This window comes from Wolbachia endosymbiont (group B) of Ischnura elegans, assembly GCF_947251585.1.
GTDB lineage: Bacteria > Pseudomonadota > Alphaproteobacteria > Rickettsiales > Anaplasmataceae > Wolbachia.
The window spans coordinates 526,182-542,616 of the sequence record NZ_OX366371.1; the positions used below are offsets into that span (position 1 = coordinate 526,182).

The 16,435-nt window shown below is 34.0% G+C and carries 19 protein-coding genes and 1 pseudogene; 11 read left to right on the forward strand and 9 right to left on the reverse strand.

From position 1 onward, the window contains the following. Positions 1–3: 3 nt before the first annotated feature. Entirely contained in the window at positions 4–741 is a 738-nt protein-coding gene (locus OPR58_RS02675; protein WP_007302792.1) for a type I glutamate--ammonia ligase, read from the reverse strand. Positions 742–1,066: 325 nt separating this feature from the next. Between OPR58_RS02675 and dnaA the strand changes: the two genes are divergently transcribed. Continuing rightward, the gene (gene dnaA / locus OPR58_RS02680) at positions 1,067–2,449 is read left to right on the forward strand and encodes a chromosomal replication initiator protein DnaA (protein WP_265022947.1); all 1,383 of its coding nucleotides are present in this window, start codon (positions 1,067–1,069) and stop codon (positions 2,447–2,449) included. A 157-nt stretch (positions 2,450–2,606) separates the two neighbouring features. Continuing rightward, a complete protein-coding gene (secF, locus tag OPR58_RS02685) occupies positions 2,607–3,482 on the forward strand; it encodes a protein translocase subunit SecF (RefSeq protein WP_010401100.1) in 876 nt (291 codons plus the stop codon). 5 nt (positions 3,483–3,487) lie between these two features. On the opposite strand, the gene OPR58_RS02690 is transcribed toward secF, so the two are convergent. After that, the gene (locus OPR58_RS02690) at positions 3,488–4,012 is read right to left on the reverse strand and encodes a TIGR02281 family clan AA aspartic protease (RefSeq protein ID WP_010401102.1); all 525 of its coding nucleotides are present in this window, start codon (positions 4,010–4,012) and stop codon (positions 3,488–3,490) included. Positions 4,013–4,125: 113 nt separating this feature from the next. On the opposite strand from OPR58_RS02690, the gene yidC reads away from it, so the two are divergent. The 7 genes and pseudogenes from yidC to OPR58_RS02730 all read left to right on the forward strand — a co-directional run bounded on the left by yidC (position 4,126) and on the right by OPR58_RS02730 (position 9,677). Then, positions 4,126–5,835, forward strand: coding sequence for a membrane protein insertase YidC (gene yidC / locus OPR58_RS02695; RefSeq protein ID WP_265022948.1), 1,710 nt, complete (start codon positions 4,126–4,128; stop codon positions 5,833–5,835). Continuing rightward, positions 5,813–6,241, forward strand: a complete 429-nt coding sequence (locus tag OPR58_RS02700) for a 6,7-dimethyl-8-ribityllumazine synthase (RefSeq protein WP_007302797.1) — start codon at positions 5,813–5,815, stop codon at positions 6,239–6,241. Before yidC ends, OPR58_RS02700 begins: the two co-directional genes overlap by 23 nt. Beyond that, positions 6,241–6,723 (forward strand): transcription antitermination factor NusB, encoded by a 483-nt coding sequence (gene nusB / locus OPR58_RS02705; RefSeq protein WP_064085381.1) that lies wholly within the window; start codon positions 6,241–6,243, stop codon positions 6,721–6,723. The genes OPR58_RS02700 and nusB overlap by 1 nt, the downstream gene beginning before the upstream one ends. A 220-nt stretch (positions 6,724–6,943) precedes the next feature. Further along, positions 6,944–7,892, forward strand: a pseudogene (locus OPR58_RS11390) (IS5 family transposase). Between the two features lie 226 nt (positions 7,893–8,118). Next, positions 8,119–8,520, forward strand: a complete 402-nt coding sequence (gp17, locus tag OPR58_RS02720; RefSeq protein ID WP_264374690.1) for a tail completion protein gp17 — start codon at positions 8,119–8,121, stop codon at positions 8,518–8,520. Next, a complete protein-coding gene (locus OPR58_RS02725) occupies positions 8,495–8,884 on the forward strand; it encodes a phage tail tube protein (protein WP_007302803.1) in 390 nt (129 codons plus the stop codon). The genes gp17 and OPR58_RS02725 overlap by 26 nt, the downstream gene beginning before the upstream one ends. A 58-nt stretch (positions 8,885–8,942) precedes the next feature. After that, positions 8,943–9,677: a hypothetical protein gene (locus tag OPR58_RS02730; protein WP_264682722.1), complete on the forward strand. Its 735-nt coding sequence runs from the start codon at positions 8,943–8,945 to the stop codon at positions 9,675–9,677. Positions 9,678–9,729: 52 nt separating this feature from the next. Here OPR58_RS02730 and OPR58_RS02735 read toward each other — a convergent pair whose 3' ends face one another. From OPR58_RS02735 to OPR58_RS02755, 5 genes are read right to left on the reverse strand one after another with little or no spacing between them, the layout of a single operon-like run. Then, positions 9,730–10,104, reverse strand: a complete 375-nt coding sequence (locus tag OPR58_RS02735) for a holo-[acyl-carrier-protein] synthase (RefSeq protein WP_007302804.1) — start codon at positions 10,102–10,104, stop codon at positions 9,730–9,732. Next, complete coding sequence (gene proS, locus OPR58_RS02740) at positions 10,101–11,360, reverse strand: proline--tRNA ligase (RefSeq protein WP_264375623.1); 1,260 nt, start codon at positions 11,358–11,360, stop codon at positions 10,101–10,103. The genes OPR58_RS02735 and proS overlap by 4 nt, the downstream gene beginning before the upstream one ends. Before the next feature lie 55 nt (positions 11,361–11,415). Next, positions 11,416–11,886: a hypothetical protein gene (locus OPR58_RS02745; RefSeq protein ID WP_265022949.1), complete on the reverse strand. Its 471-nt coding sequence runs from the start codon at positions 11,884–11,886 to the stop codon at positions 11,416–11,418. 46 nt (positions 11,887–11,932) lie between these two features. Further along, positions 11,933–12,544: a hypothetical protein gene (locus tag OPR58_RS02750; protein ID WP_265022950.1), complete on the reverse strand. Its 612-nt coding sequence runs from the start codon at positions 12,542–12,544 to the stop codon at positions 11,933–11,935. A 41-nt stretch (positions 12,545–12,585) separates the two neighbouring features. Beyond that, a complete protein-coding gene (locus OPR58_RS02755; protein WP_265022951.1) occupies positions 12,586–13,281 on the reverse strand; it encodes a hypothetical protein in 696 nt (231 codons plus the stop codon). A 321-nt stretch (positions 13,282–13,602) separates the two neighbouring features. Here OPR58_RS02755 and OPR58_RS02760 point away from each other — a divergent pair, with 321 nt between their 5' ends. Both OPR58_RS02760 and dxr read left to right on the forward strand, forming a co-directional pair. Continuing rightward, positions 13,603–14,097, forward strand: a complete 495-nt coding sequence (locus tag OPR58_RS02760; protein WP_265022952.1) for a hypothetical protein — start codon at positions 13,603–13,605, stop codon at positions 14,095–14,097. 27 nt (positions 14,098–14,124) lie between these two features. Then, on the forward strand, positions 14,125–15,300 hold the full coding sequence (dxr, locus tag OPR58_RS02765) for a 1-deoxy-D-xylulose-5-phosphate reductoisomerase (RefSeq protein ID WP_265022953.1): 1,176 nt from the start codon (positions 14,125–14,127) through the stop codon (positions 15,298–15,300). Positions 15,301–15,502: 202 nt separating this feature from the next. On the opposite strand, the gene OPR58_RS02770 is transcribed toward dxr, so the two are convergent. Both OPR58_RS02770 and OPR58_RS02775 read right to left on the reverse strand, forming a co-directional pair. Further along, on the reverse strand, positions 15,503–16,285 hold the full coding sequence (locus tag OPR58_RS02770; protein ID WP_265022954.1) for an ankyrin repeat domain-containing protein: 783 nt from the start codon (positions 16,283–16,285) through the stop codon (positions 15,503–15,505). Continuing rightward, complete coding sequence (locus OPR58_RS02775) at positions 16,263–16,397, reverse strand: hypothetical protein (RefSeq protein ID WP_265022955.1); 135 nt, start codon at positions 16,395–16,397, stop codon at positions 16,263–16,265. The genes OPR58_RS02770 and OPR58_RS02775 overlap by 23 nt, the downstream gene beginning before the upstream one ends. Between the last annotated feature and the right edge of the window lie 38 nt (positions 16,398–16,435).

Consider the following 16,435-nt stretch of genomic DNA (forward strand, 5'->3'; position numbering starts at 1 on the left):
TTGCTATATCAAACTCTCCATCTTATATTGAGGATCAGATGCAATGCCATACACTCTATTTGGCGGAGCAATTTTGTTCTCTATACCAAAAACTATACCTTCAATTATTGCTGTGAGTACTTTTTCAAGGTTACAATCTGCTCCAGGAACACGGTGCTCTAGGCGGCATCTTTTGGAATCGTTGCCAAAATAGGGAATTCTTATCGCAGCAGTTCTGTTATTCACTCCCCAACTAATCGTAGTTGGAGTATGAATATCTGGGTACTGAAATCTTAAATATGAATCATCATTTGGAGCAAAAAACAACATATGTTTTTTCATCATTGCACATAATCCACCTATGCTGTGAATCAGGTGGTCACTATATTTTTGCTTATTGCCATAAAATAAGTTATTATTATTTGAATCCATGAGGCTAACATGTACATTTAGTGCGCTGCCTGCTCTATCCAAATAAGGTTTTGCTTTAAAAGAAACATTACCATCGAACTCTTGTGCTGTTCCAATCAGTAATTTTTTTACTAACTCAAAATGCATAATTAAATTATCAGGACTCGTATAACAATCACTTTTTATCTCGTATTGGTTTAAAGAACTCTCTTTCTCACAAAAAAATCCAAGAGAAGCTATTTTATTTTTGATGCTATTCAGAAATAAATATTCTTTTTTTATTCCCTCAGTGTAAAACTCCAGTTCAATACCGAATACAGTATTATGACTCAAATTACTTAATATAATCACAAATTTACTTCAATAAATTTATACTAAATCAGCTATATTTATACAAGTACTTTACTTATTTATCAGTAAATTTAATATCTTATTTATACATAATATATTACTATTTTTTAATAACATACTTCTAATCCTCGGTACAAGCGACATTTACAAATTGATTGTTTTTATTTCAAAAAAATGATCAATTTTAGTGCTTTTATACTCTTTACAACTCGTCAAAAATCCTCATAATTTTAGATATGTATTAAGTAGTGTTAGCTTTTTATCTTACAGTAAGCTATTGATTATCTTGCATCTTTCTGATTATTATTCTTTCTTGGTGTGGTATATGAACTTAACTAACCCTAAGGTTTCTACTATGTTTTTTGATCAGATTATTACAGTAACGGACCACAATGTTACTTGGGAAAAAATCCAAAATTATCTCCATAATCTCTATGGAGAAGCAACATATAACAGCTGGCTGAGTTCACTAAGATTTATCAGCAACAGAAATGGAGAAGTTTTGTTGTCTGTACCAACAAGATTTATAAAGGAGTGGATTACAGTTCACTACATGGAAAAAATATTGTCATTATGGCAAAGCGAAGATCAAAGTGTATGTTCTATTGATATTCAATTAATTGAAGAAAGAAATTCAAATTCTAATACGATACTAAAAAATAGAGAGGAAAATAATCATAATCTTGGTTCACCACTAGATACCAGATTCACTTTTGATAATTTTGTGGTAGGAAAGTCAAATGAGTTAGCATTTACAGCGGCAAAGCGTGTAGCGGAATCTATAGATCCAATATCAGGAAGCAACCCTTTATTTCTATATGGTGGAGTGGGACTTGGTAAAACACATTTAATGCATGCTATAGCTTGGGACATAGTTAATTCTCCGTCAGCAAAAAGAAAAGTGGTATATTTATCAGCAGAGAAATTTATGTATCAATATATTACGGCGCTGCGGAGAAAAGATATTATGTTATTTAAAGAGCAATTTAGATCAGTAGATGTATTGATGGTAGATGATGTGCAATTTATCAGTGGTAAAGATAGTACACAAGAAGAATTTTTTCACACTTTCAATGCATTGATAGACCAAAATAAACAATTGGTTATATCAGCTGATAGGTCTCCTAGTGATCTTGATGGAGTAGAAGAAAGAATAAAATCACGACTTGGTTGGGGATTAGTTGCAGATATTAATGAAACAACTTTTGAATTAAGACTTGGTATATTGCAGGCGAAAGTGGAACGAATGAATATGTATGTTCCAAAGGATGTCCTAGAATTTTTGGCAAGGAATATAAAATCCAATATAAGAGAACTAGAAGGAGCATTAAATAAGGTTGCTCATACCTCTTTAATTGGAAGAAGCATGACAGTAGAATCAGCTAGTGAGACCCTAATTGATCTTCTTAGGTCAAATCATAGGTCAATCACAATAGAAGAGATACAGAAAAAAATAGCTGAATTTTTCAATATAAAGATTGCAGATATGCAATCTAATAGAAGGCTCCGCAGTCTTGCGAGGCCGAGACAAATAGCTATGTATTTCGCAAAGAAGTTTACGCAAAAAAGTTTACCAGATATTGGAAGAAATTTTGGTGGTAGAGATCATGCTACTGTTATACACGCAGTCAAACAAGTGGAAAATTTCATAAGAACTGACCCAAAATTTGCTGATGAAATCAATCGATTAAAAAAGATGTTTAAGTAGCACTTTATTAATGACAACCAGGCTGTTTTCATTTTTTTGATCAAATATCTTTTTCAAGTAGATTAAGTAAATCAAAGATCATTATTAGTATAAGCTAAGAGAAAATAGCTAGTCGATTGCTTAAAAAGTATATAAAATCACAATTTAAGTAGGAAATATGGCAATTAGACTTATTCCAGATAATCTTGATATAAAATTTAGTAAATATAGAAATTTGACAGCACTTGTTAGCGTTATTCTTATCATTTTTTCAATGCTTACTTTTATGCTGCGAGGAATGAATTTGGGTATAGACTTTACAGGTGGAATTTTGATAGAGATAAAATCTTCAAGCAAGGATGATGCTATTCTCGGTATATTAAAAGAAAGTGGATTTACGATACAGAGTTCAAAAGCTGGTGATAACTTAGTTGTGCGGTTTAAAGATGAGGGAGATGAAGATAAAATTAAAAAGGTTAAAAGTATATTAGAGAGCAAATTAGGTAATTTAGTAACTTATCGCAAAATAGATTATGTTGGTCCACAAATAGGCTCAACGCAGATATTTGAAGGGATATCAGCCATGTTAATTGCAATTATTGGAATATTTTTTTATGTTTGGCTTAGATTTAACTGGCAGTGTGGACTTGGTGGAATAATGGCACTGATCCATGATGTGATTTTAACTCTTGGCTTTATCAGTTTAACGAGTATTGAGTTTAATATTTCATCAGTTGCAGCTCTCCTTACCGTAATTGGCTACTCAATCAATAACTCAGTGGTTATATATGATCGGATTCGAGAGTATCAAAAAAGTGGAAAAAATGCAAAAATAGGTGAAGTAGTTGATGCCAGCATTAATTCGACGCTATTTCGCACTATGTTAACTTCAGGTACTACTCTTCTTGCCGCTCTTCCTTTAGTGCTGATTTGTACAGGTGTGGTCAGAGACTTCTGCTTAATCATTTCTTTTGGCATTGCAATCGGCACCTGTTCTGCAATATTTATCTCTGCTCCTATATTGACCTGCAGAGCGTTGATAAGTAGAGTATAGAACGTTTAACTACGATATAATATTAGCTTGTTATCCCTAATAGTGAAATGAAAATATCTCAAAAAGCTCATACCAAGTAATGAATGGGACATAGAGTGAGTATTAACACTAGCGTGCACATCATTAATTAAAAAATTTCCTATTTTAACTTGAGGTATTTGAACCACTCCAGCTTTTATTTGACCTTTTGCAGTTTCATATATTTTAAAGTCTTGAATGTTTTGTAAGTTAATACCAGCATGTAACGCATCTTTTTGCGATAGAACAATATCAGTTGCTCCGGTATCAAGCAAAAACGTTATATTACGATCATTGACTTGAGCTTGAATATAAAAGTGTCCATCGTATGACTTTGTAAATTCAATACTTCCGCCATTTTGAACCCTTCCTTTGTACGGTAGAAAAGTGCTCAGAAACCTATTGCTTAGTTTATCCCCTTGTGAATCAATAAACATTGCAGTAATGACTATTATCAGTAGCCAAATAACTAGATTTTTTGCTGCATTCATATTATTAAAATTTGAAGCCATAAGAGTAAATTTTTAAGATTAGCGTTAAAAGCTATTATTAAAAATAAGTAAATTTTATTGTTTTAGTACAATATTTAATATATACTTTAAGGAGGTATGTTCGATTTAATTTCATGTCAGAAGCAAAAAATTTAATTTTAGCAACAATTCTTTCTATATTGATTATAGTATTATGGCATATTATTTATGATAATTTTCTTAACACGAGCCAAAGCCAACCATCGATTGAAAATATTGAACATATCGAATCTTCTAACGACCTTGCTCCTATGATATACCAAAATCGTTCTGAAATTATTAATTCTACTAGAGAACAGAGAGTTAATTTAACCAATAACATGCTTGAAGGATCAATTTCTCTGAAAGGTGCAAGGTTTGATGACTTAATCTTAACTAACTACCACTTAGAACCGAGTTCTTCTTCTCCACAAGTGGTGTTACTGTCACCTGCAGAATCAAAAGATGTATATTTCGCAGAATTTGGGTGGCTCGATCCGAATGAAAAGATTAAAGTTCCAGATTCTAAAACAGTATGGCAAGCAGATAAACTCAATCAAAAAGAGGTCAATTTATTTTGGGATAATGAAAATGGCATTTTATTTAGAATGAAAATTAGCCTTGACGATAACTACATGTTTAAAGTTGAGAAAATTATTGAAAACAATACAAAAGATAATGTAGTTTTGGTTCCCTATGGTAAAATCAATCGTAAACGTGATAATATTAACGAATCCTATTGGATATCACATGAAGGAGTACTAGGTGCATTTAACAATAAACTAGAGGAGTGGACATATAAGGATATTTCCAAGAAACGTTTAATAAAGGCCAGCACAAGTGAAAAAAGTTGGTTTGGTTTTGCTGATAAATATTGGTTTACAGCTATCATACCTGAAAAATCTGATCAAATAAATGTAAGTATTAAGCATACGAATGTTAATAACATTGATAAGTTTCAAGTAGATTTTGTTAAACCTTACAAACACATACTCCCTGGTGCAAGTGTTTCTACTCTGAACTACTTTTTTGCTGGGGCAAAGAAGTTGAATTTACTTGATTCTTATAAAGACACTCTTAATATACCTTTATTTGATAAGGCTGTAGATTTTGGTGTACTTTATTTTATAACCAAGCCAGTGTTTTTACTGCTTGAATATTTTAACTTTGTTTTGAAAAATTTTGGCTTAGCAATATTATTGCTAACTTTAGTAATCAAACTTTTGATGCTTCCCTTATCTAATAGATCATATATTTCGATGTTCAAGGTGAAAAGCCTGCAGCCTGAATTAACTCGTATAAAAGAGTTGTACAAAAATGACAGCTTAAAGCAGCACAAAGAGACAATTGCGTTGTTCAAGAGAAACAATGTAAATCCAATGTCGAGCATTTTCCCTATGCTCATACAAATACCAGTATTTTTTGCTCTGTATAAAGTATTATTTGTTACTATAGAGATGAGACACGCCCCTTTTTATTTATGGATTAAGGATCTTTCAGCTTCTGATCCAACAAACATTTTTACATTATTTGGGTTGTTTAATTATAACTTTCCTATTTCTATAGGCATTTTACCTATAATTTTCGGCGCTACCATGATAATTCAGCAGAAGCTAAGTGAGAAAGATCAAACCAGTAAAGATGATATTCAAGTAAATGTTATGAAGTTTTTACCTTACATTTCTGTCTTTATTTTTTCTTCTTTTCCTGCCGGCCTGGTAATATATTGGATATTTAGTAATATTATAACTCTGGTTCAACAATCATTAATAAAGTTGCTTTTAACAAGAAAAGTAGGAATGAATGTCGAAAATACTAATAGTTAATTCAGTTTATTATACTGAAATAGCAAACCTTTTGCTTGAGGGTGCAACTGATAAATTCAAAGGAAATAATATTGGTTACGAGATAATTAAAGCGCCTGGTACGTTTGAGATACCAGCTGCAATTCTTTTTGCGGTCAAAGGCAAGAATACTAATTATGATGGTTATTTAGCTCTTGGATGTGTAATTCGTGGTGAAACTGATCATTATAAATACGTTTGTAAAGGAGTAATCGAAGGCTTAAATGCAATTGTTATGCATCATGCAATACCTCTTGGTATGGGAATAATCACAGCAGATAGTAAAGATAAAGCACTAATTAGAGCTGACAAAAATAAAAAGAACGTTGGTGGCCATGCAGCCTCAACTGTTTTGCATATGATAGATCTACACAATAAATTAAAATAATGGAGGAAAAACCAGTAGATAAAAAGTGGCGCATAAAAAGAAGTACGGCAAGATTTTTTGTTGTACAAGTTGCTTACTCAAATATTTTCGTAGGTTACAACAAAAGCACTTTTAAATTGGAAAATTGTGAACTTAAGGACTACATAAGTACGTTGAAAGATATATTTGAATGTGAAGAATTTGAACATCAGTTCTTAGAAAACTTGTTATGTAAGGTTATAAAAAGCAGTGAAGAATATGATAAAATAATAGAGTCTTATTTACACCCAAGCTGGTCACTTTCACGATTAAATCTTATAAGCTTATCTATTTTGCGTGTTGCAGTATGTGAGTTAATTGATTTTGATACACCAGCACCAATTGTTATTAATGAATATACTAACATTGCATCTGATTTACTTGATGCTCCAAACAAAATTGGCTTTATTAATGGGTTGTTAGATAAGGTAAAGGATGCAGTCAGACTAAATAAAAATCCTTAGTAACTTCTCGTAAGGTATTCGTTCAGTAGGGTGGCAAAATAAGATAGAAAAGACAGCTATAGAAATAAATGGTGTTATCCAATATGATGGCAGTGCTCCTTTTTCTGTCATCCCAGTTCTTGACACTGGGATGGCTTTGTTGCATAGGTCAAATAAAAAGAACTGGCAGTTACTGACAAAATTCACTATAAGACAAGCATTTAACCTACTAAAGAAAAATATGCCACAAAAAATGAGAGTCAGTAACTGCCATGAATATAACAAATTTCTCCAAGAGAGGGGAAATATTTTTTATTACGTCAATGATGCCATAGAAAATTGGTACGAAAAAGGTCCAAAAATGGCTGGTGGCAACTATATTTATAGCGATAAGGTCGTGATTCTGGTTCACATAATAACTTATTTATTTAGAATAGATCTGAGACAAACAGCGGGATTTATAGCAGGGTACCTTGAGCAAGTAAGGAAAAACTTGCAAGTTATTAGCTATTCCCAGGCCTCAAGAAGGCTTAAAAAACTTAACATCAAAATTAATGATCGAAGACATGATAAAAATAATACAGAAGATATTGAGATTGCCATAGATAGTACTGATCTACAATAATATTCCAGGTCATAGCAAGGCAAATGGTACAGATAGAAAGTATCGCCGCTATGAGCAAACAAGAAAACTGCATGTAATGCTAGAGATAGGTAGCAAAAAAGTTATAGCAGCAAAATACAGTGGCGGAGTTTATTCTGACCACTATGGAGCATGTGATCTTATTGCAAGGATTGATGTTAAATATAATATAAGCACACTATATGCAGACAGGGCATATAATCGAAAGAAGTTATACAAACTGTGCGATGAGCTTGACATAAAGACAAGGATTCCTCCGCAAAATAATTCAGTAGAGCATCCAAAGTTGGATTATATGGATGAGAGAAATTCTACAATCAAGCTCATAAAGTCATATGATGAAGATGGTATGAAGAGGTGGAAAAAAGAGATAAATTATGGGAAGAGATCTTATATAGAAAGTTTTTTCTCGCGACTGAAGCAAACATTTGGGTTTAGTTTTAGAAACAAATCTGAGGTTAATCGTGAGAGAGAACTGCTACTCAAGTGTTATTTGCTTAACAAATTTACTGATATAGGCATGGCTAAATTTGAGATAGCTTCATGAATTTATTCCACGTTACCTATTATCCGAAGAGTGATGCAACAAAGCCATCCCAGTGTCAAGCACTGGGATGACAAGAAAGAGCTACTGGAACGACATCATTATAAAGTGAACCAGTGTCTGGGGATGGGATGACATCTTCTTGACAGATAATGTTCGTACAGTAAGCACTAGGATGATACCATCTGTTGTACCTGCAAATTGCAATCTTCGTAACCGTATCTGTGAGATGGAAAAAATTCAAATTATAAATGAGTTGTATAATAGTATTTATGCAGCATTAAAAGCAAACTCTGATTTAAAGAAATATGTTACTAACATCTATGATTACCTGCCTAAGCAGGTTACTATTCCTTATCTGAGATTGCGCATAGTAAATTATGTTAACCTGCATATGCTATCTAATTTTGCTACAAAAGTAAGATTTTCATGCGACATATATACTTATCATATAAGCAGCATGCTTGCTGCTATAAAGCATGTTAGCTTGGTGGTAAAGAGCATTAGTAGTGAGACCATTTTTGAAAGTAATTGTGCTATGAATCAGCATGATGAAGTTTTACATTCAACAATTAATTTTGATATTTTAATACAAGGAGGTAGCGATGAGCAAATTACAGCTGAAAATTAAAGGTCATGACAATAATTTTGTTGTGCTGAATAATATACGAAACTTAAGGTTTACTTTGCGTAATAACAAAGAGGAGATGAAAGATATTTCCTCTTTTGGCTGGAGAAAAGTGCTTGATTGTGCTGGAAGTAGAAAGATTACAATAAAAATTAATGGCATTTTAAATTCAGTATTGGCTGATGAATTATTGCGTAATTCTGCAATGTTAAACTCTAATAATGATTATGAGATTAGTTTTAATGCTAAGGAGAAGATAAAACTCAGGTGTTCGGTTGAATTGTATGAGAGATATTATGATCCTGCCACTTTTGACAGCTTCACTGTAGTTTTAGCCAGTGCTGAAGTTGTGAACACTTTTCATTAGTGTTAATTTAATTTTTTCATATACAATAATAATAAGTGGGAATAAATTAAAAAAAATTATGAACGATGAGGATCTTTTCGAAGAAGGCGATGATAATGTTGAAGAGAATAGCGATGACAGAAGAGAAAGGAATTTGAAGAATGAAAATCAGCTCGAAGAGCAATTTAAAGAGTATTTAAAACCTTTCGAGGATATTTTAAGTCAAATTGATGAAGGAGTTGATAATTTAGATAGTTACGAAAGGACTATGCAAGTAAAGCGAAGTATAGATAGGCTCATAGAAACCTTATATAGCCAAGCAGCATCTGAGGATATTGATGTAGAACTTGAAACCACAAAACACACTCGCGATAAATCAGAGTCCAAGAAAAGAGTTCTGGAAAAGAGAAAGAAACAACTGATGGAAGAGATCTTAAGTTTTCAACAACAAAAGGAGCTAATGAATAGTAGGGAAAAACATGAAGTAGCAAGTGATGAAGATGTTCAGAAGGCAAAAGCACGAGTGAAGTCTTCAATTAGGGGGGTGTTGTTTTCAGTTATTGCTCATAGAATGGATCCACGAAGGAGGGCAGGGGAAACTGCTGATGACAATGAAAAGCAAGCTCGTATGTACGGTAGAGAAGCAGTTGGTGGAGTTTTAGGTGGATTATTCAAGGCGTTTTTAACTGCAGTTGCTGCTGTTGTGCGCGAAATTGCTAAACCACTTCAACATATGAATACACAAGAGACGTCTTTTGCAAAACAAGTTGAAGAAAGCAGAAACCAGGATTCACAGAAAGGTCGATCTGTGTAGGTCAAAGTATAATTTCAAAAAAATTTTTGAAATCGTATGTACTAAACAATATCTACTCAACGCAAATTACAACAAACGCAGTAGCATAATCTTGATCATCACTTAGAGAAAGGTGTATCTTGTAGTCTTTCGAGATGAAATCCTTTGTGATAGCAAGATGTGGTTTTCCCCTGATATTACTGTATATTTCTATATCTTTCATTATAATTCCTTGGCTGAATCCAGTGCCTAGCGCTTTAACAAAAGCTTCCTTTGCAGCAAAGCGTTTAGCAAAATATTTTGCTCTTACTTCTTGGCTATTATATTTTTTGCTTATCTCTATCTCCTTCTTAGTATAGACTTTATTGAGAAATTTTTCCCCGTATTTTTGTGATATTCTCAATATTCTGGGTATATATACTATGTCAGTGCCAATACCGTATATCATTTTGCGCTAAAACGATTTATTGCTTCTTCAACTTGTATTTCCTCTACCTCTCCAGTTGCCCTATTTTTTACTTCAACTATATTTTCACTTACTGCTTTCTTTCCAATAATTATTTGCCATGGCAAGCCTATCAGATCCATTCTGGCAAATTTCACTCCTACACTTTCGTCCGTATCATCATAAAGCACTTCATCGCTTTTCAAAGCTTTGTATATTTTATCTGCAGCCTCCGTTACTTTTGTTTGTAAATTGATCAAACCAACTTTAAAAGGAGCTACTGCCTCTGGCCAGATAATTCCTTTATCATCATGGAAAGCTTCTATTATTGCGCCAACAAGCCTTGAAACTCCAATACCATACGAACCCATATGCATGTTAACATTTTTTCCATCTTGAGAAGTAACACTTGCCTTCATAGGTTTCGAATATTTATCACCAAAATAAAAAATATGCCCTATTTCAATACCCTTGCTAACATTTAACTGTTCTTGCGGTATAGGACAACTTTCAGGATCATGCATATCGTCTGCAACTGCATATATGCTCTTCAGGCTTTCAATATCTTCGCTTTCTAGTAATTCAAAAAGTTTATTGTCATAATATAGAGTGCTCTCACCGGTGTTTGCCAATATATGAAATTCATGACTTAAATTTCCTCCAATTGGTCCTGTATCTGCCCTCACTCCAATTGGAGTAAGCCCCATTCGTTTGAAGATTTTTATGTAAGTTTTATACATCAAATTATATGAATTAAGTGCACCTTCGTAATCTACATCAAAACTGTATGCATCCTTCATCAGAAATTCCCTGCCTCTCATAACGCCATAACGAGGTCTTACTTCGTCACGAAACTTCCACTGAATTTGATATAAACAAAGTGGTAAATCTTTGTAACTTTTTACCGTATTTCTAATCAAATCAGTTACCACCTCCTCATGTGTTGGACCAAAAAGCATATCGCTTTCATGCCTATCTTTAATACGTAGCATTTCTTTGCCGTAATCATCGTAACGTCCTGACTCTCGCCAAAGACTTGCTGGCTGCACACAAGGCATCAACACTTCAATTGCACCAATTTCATCTCTGATAATATTTTCAATATTTTTAAGTACCAAAAGACCAAGCGGCAGCCAAGAATAAATTCCAGATGCTGTCTGCTTGATTAAGCCCGCACGTAACAAATATTGATGAGAAATAATTTCAGCACCAGCAGGGGTTTCTTTTAAAGTTGGCAGGTAATATTGAGATAAGCGCATTTGATAAATCTGATTGTACTAAGTAATCTTAATACAATCAGACCTGTAGGTAAACTTATTTTAGGAAGAGTGTACTACTGCTCTTGCCTAGATCTATGACACTTTTAAGTTGACATGCGTGTGCTTTTTCACCAAAAAATTTAATCTTTTGACTAACCAAAGAAGATGGTTTTTGCACCTCATTATTCACTGGGTCAACATTATTTGCTTGTGCTCCAGGAGAAGCTTCAGATTTCGTTTGTAAACCAGCAGTCTTAGGCGGTACCAGTGGCTTACCTGCTTTTGGCACAGAATGTAACGGAGATGTAGGTTTAGATTTTTCATTATCATCAGATTCATGACCACTGTCAGGACTCTTGCTTCCTCTTTCATCTTCTGATTGCGGGGTTGAAGGTGTTGAATCTTCCCACTCACTATCGGGTATACGATTTTGATCATCATCTTTGTCACCACTTTCGCTATCTAAGGATTTAGTTACTTCTAGAATAGGAGAATTCTGCATTTTCTCAAGTGCGTTCTTTATCAAATTTGTACCTTCGTTATTACTTAGCTTTTTAGCAGCTTTAGAATCCTCAACTTTTTTTCAAACGACGCCTCACATTGTTTATTTGTTCGGACGAAATAACCATATGAGTCGAGTGATTAGGGTTATTACTAACTTTAGGACCAGGCTTATCAGAACCATTGGTCTTTTTCAATGAATTAATTCCACCTGGAGCTGAAGGAGGAGGTGGTGGTGGCGGTACAATGGGTGTTTCAGCAGCTATTACTGAAAATGATGATGTAGGAGTATTCCCATGTCCAAGTTCTTTTGCTTCCTGTAAATCTTGTGATTGATTTTGACATACTTCGTTGTTTTGCTGTTGTACGTTGTCCTTTCCAACAATTCCTTTCCTTCGGCTTTTAAGCTTTTCCTTCAATTCATCTGAAAAATCTTGTGATTTCCCATCTTTGTTATTACCTGGTGTCTTAGCATTTTCAACCTCATTGTTAACATGGTTCAACTGAACACCTTTTCTTGTCTGCGCAAGCAGAGCATCTGTTGGATTAACATCATTTTCTTTATTCTCTTTTCGTTTTTCACAATCTTGTTTTATCTTTTTATCATCTATCTCTTCACTCATAGCTGTCTTACTGCCAGTGTCTTTTATGTTGTTAGATAAAACCTTACTTTTTTCTCGCAATTTACTATGCTGCTGTTGACCAAGCTCTCTTTTATTCAGATCTATTTTTTCTCGCTGTTTATTGCAGAAAGGTGTGAATTGATAAGATATGCAGCTAATCTCAACATAACCAATGCAGAAACAAAAGCAATAACTGCAGAAGACACTGGCACTGCAGCACTACTTAATACCGCTGAAATGATGAAATACGTGCATACTCCAGCTACAGGACCGGATGTACACAATAACAAAATAGCAATTGAATATTTTAAGGCAGTTGCCTTTTTTTGTTCTGCTACAGATGACTTTTGATTTTCACTATCAGACTGTACACCATTATGTTGTCCAGTCATAGGTTTTTTCGGCACAACCTGTTTAGTATTGCTTCTGTCATTTTTAGTTTTGTCACTCGCATTATCTTCTTCTTTTGACTGAGCGCTATTTCTGGTTTCTGGATTCTTAACATGAATACTATTCTTGCTTCCTTCATCTGCAGTTTCGCTATCCACATTATTTTTTTCTTGTATTTTCTTAAATAGTAAACTCTCTTCAAAATTGAAAGGTGATTGTTGAACAGGACTCTTAGATTGAACTTTTTTTGATTGAGTGCTATTGCTGGTTTCTGATGGAGTACTACCAAGAGTGTTTTCATTTTTATCGTTATTTTTCGCTGGCTTCCAATTTTTTCCCCAATCTGCAGGTGGTGGAGGTGGGGGTGGTGGCGGAGCTGATGATGGTGTGTTATTATTAGTAAGCATTTTTTTTCCTTATTATTAATATTATATTAATAATAATTAAATTATTAATACTTGTCAATAATTTATGAGTAAGTTAATACTAAGATAATATATAATAAAAAGAAAAGAGAGAGGAGCAGTCTTCTAAGAAGAAATAGAAGCTGTCTTAAACCTCAAGTCATCACTTTGTTACTATAGCACATCATCGATGTTTTGGTATAGAGTAATCAGAATCATAAAAATAGCTTAGTGTTAGCTATTTTTATGATAACCTCTCTTAAACAATTGATATTTTACAGTGTTTTTGGTAAAATAATAGCTTAAGGCTTAGAATAAAAGTTTATGAGTGAAGCACAAGGTCCAAATATTGCAGAATGGCAGGCACAGCAGCAACACCAGGAAGCCGCTAGTGAGAAAAGTGGTTTCGGTCTTGGTCATAGTGACTCTGTTGCAACAATTGTGGATGGAATGAAGTGGATGTTCAACTTTCATGAAGGAGCAATTGCTGCTTATAATAATGTGTTTGAAGGTTTGGTAAGTGGTAGCAGTCTAGTAACTTTATTTGGGAAATCAGGTAATATGTTTGGCATAAAATTTCTTGAAAACCTTGCGGAATATTTTTCAGGTGGAGGTGGAGAAGATATGCCATCAGAAGGAATGGGTATGGACTACGGTGATGAGGGGCATCATCCGGATGATTATCCCCACTCTAACAATGAAATAGCTCAAAGTGCTGATGGTTTGCATGATATGCATGATGCAGGTGATCATCATGGCCAATCTTTTTCACCTGGTCCTTCACCATATGTTGGTGATGATCATGAGCTTGGTTACTAAATAACTAAGAAGATTTTATTGTAATTAGTGAAAAAAGTTTCAGTTTTAGGATCAACAGGAAGCATTGGAAAAAAGACTGTAGATTTGCTCTTAAAGAGAAAGGAAGAATATCAGGTGGAAGCACTAAGTGCCAATTCTAACTTTGCTCTGCTAGCACAACAGGCAAATCTACTTAATGCAAAATATGCTGCCATTTCTGATGAAAGGTTCTACAAAGATTTAAAAGAAGATCTACTTGGTACAAACGTCAAAGTAGAAGTTGGTGCTCCAGGTCTAGCAAATGTTGCTTCTCTACCTGTTGATCTCTCAGTTATTGCAATAGTTGGCATCGCAGGCCTTGAGCCAGTTATAAAGGTTATAGAAAGCGGTACTAAAGTTATTGCTCTAGCAAACAAAGAGAGTATTGTTTGCGGTGGTAAGTTACTACTTAAAAAAGCTAAAGAAAGGAGCGTACAAATAATTCCCATCGACTCTGAACACAACGCAATTTTTCAAGTTTTGCAAAATGATGATAAATGTGTAGAAAAGATTATACTCACTGCCTCTGGTGGACCATTTTTAAATTATAGCCTTGAACAATTAAGAAATATCACAGTAAATCAGGCACTAAGTCACCCTACTTGGAAAATGGGAAAGAAAATCTCAATTGATAGTGCAACAATGATGAATAAAGCACTAGAAATAATAGAAGCACATCATTTGTTTAATATTAGTCCAAATAGAATTGAAGCAGTAGTGCACCCTGAATCGATAGTACATGGAATTGTCGTTTATCACGATGGATTCAGCTTTGCTGTGCTTGCAGAAACTGATATGGAAATTCCCATTGCATATGCTTTATCTTGGCCAGAAAGATCAACTTTGAACTACAAGTTAGACTTAACAAAACAAAAAAAATTGACCTTTCAAGAACCAGACCACAAATGTTTTTCTTCACTAAAGCTAAGCATGGAAGTGTTAAATTCTTCTTCTCCACATACAAATAGTATTGTTTTGAATGCTGCAAATGAGATAGCTGTTAACGAATTTTTGAAGTCACGAATTGGCTTTTTAGAAGTAGTAGAGGTAGTAAAATCAACAATAGAAAACTTTGACAAGTACTCTGATATTAACTCACTATCCGACATAACAAGTATCGATTTTGAAAGCCGTATTCTTGCCAATGAAATCATAAAAAGTAAAGGTATCTGTTCAGCAGAGTGATAAAATAAGGTAGACGAGAAAAGACAACTAAATGGGTGTAGCTATCCAGCAAAATTCATTGCAGATAAGACAACATTTTCGATCAAAAAGCTGTATTCCATAATGTCATCCCAGTGCTTGACACTGGGATCCAGAAAAATTTACAAGTAAACTGAGCTTATGCTAAATTCAATGAGATTAAATGAAAAACTTGATTCCAGCATCAAGTGCTGGAATGATACCTTACCTGAACAGATACATCACTAGCACGTTCGTTCACAATAACTTGAGAGAAGCTTACATCATTAATAACTGTATTTGCTCTATACAGATAACCGCATCCTATTGCAAGAAAAAGCAACGAAGTTGCAACAAGCGGAGTTGGGTTATCAACTGCGAAACATATACCAGCAGCAAGTACTCCAGATAACAAAAAAGCACAAGCATAATTAGTTTGTTTCCTTTTTTGAGCGACTGCTTCTATCTTTAGGAATTCTGGTTCTATTGCTTTCTTGACATGTCCTGCAATACAATCTCTTGGACTTTTGTTTTCATAGTTTTGAATATTAGGTTTGATATTTTGATGTGTAAGTAATATTTTTATCATGTTTACATTTCCCAACTTGCAAGCAATGTGTAGAGCTGTATTTTTTTCCTTCTTGCCGGTCTTAATTTCCTCCTCTGCACGAGCATAATTTTGAGGTATAAATCCTTCATTAACAGGTTGTGAATTGTTAAGGTATACACAACCCCCTCTACCCTGATCTACTACTTCTCTCTCCTCAAATTCGTAAACTGGATAACCATCATGTTCCTTTGGTCTTCTCTCAATAACAGCTTGCTTGCTTTTAATATTTAAATCGATTTTTTTATGTTCTACAAGCAACTTAGCCATAAGCTCTAAATATTGATGTTCCTCGTTATTACTAGTAACAAAAGCTGAAATAATGCACATCAAAGGTGTCATCCCATCCTCAAAAGCGTTAACATTCGCTCCTTCTTTCAATGGCTTGTTGAAAATGATTCCAAGCTTCCTCAGGTGTTATTCTTTCACCACTAGCATTTTGAAATTCAATAGCTTTAAACAACTTTTTTGTTGCTTCACTTGTACTAAACATTTTAACCCCCTATCACAACAAACTTGATAAAATTATAC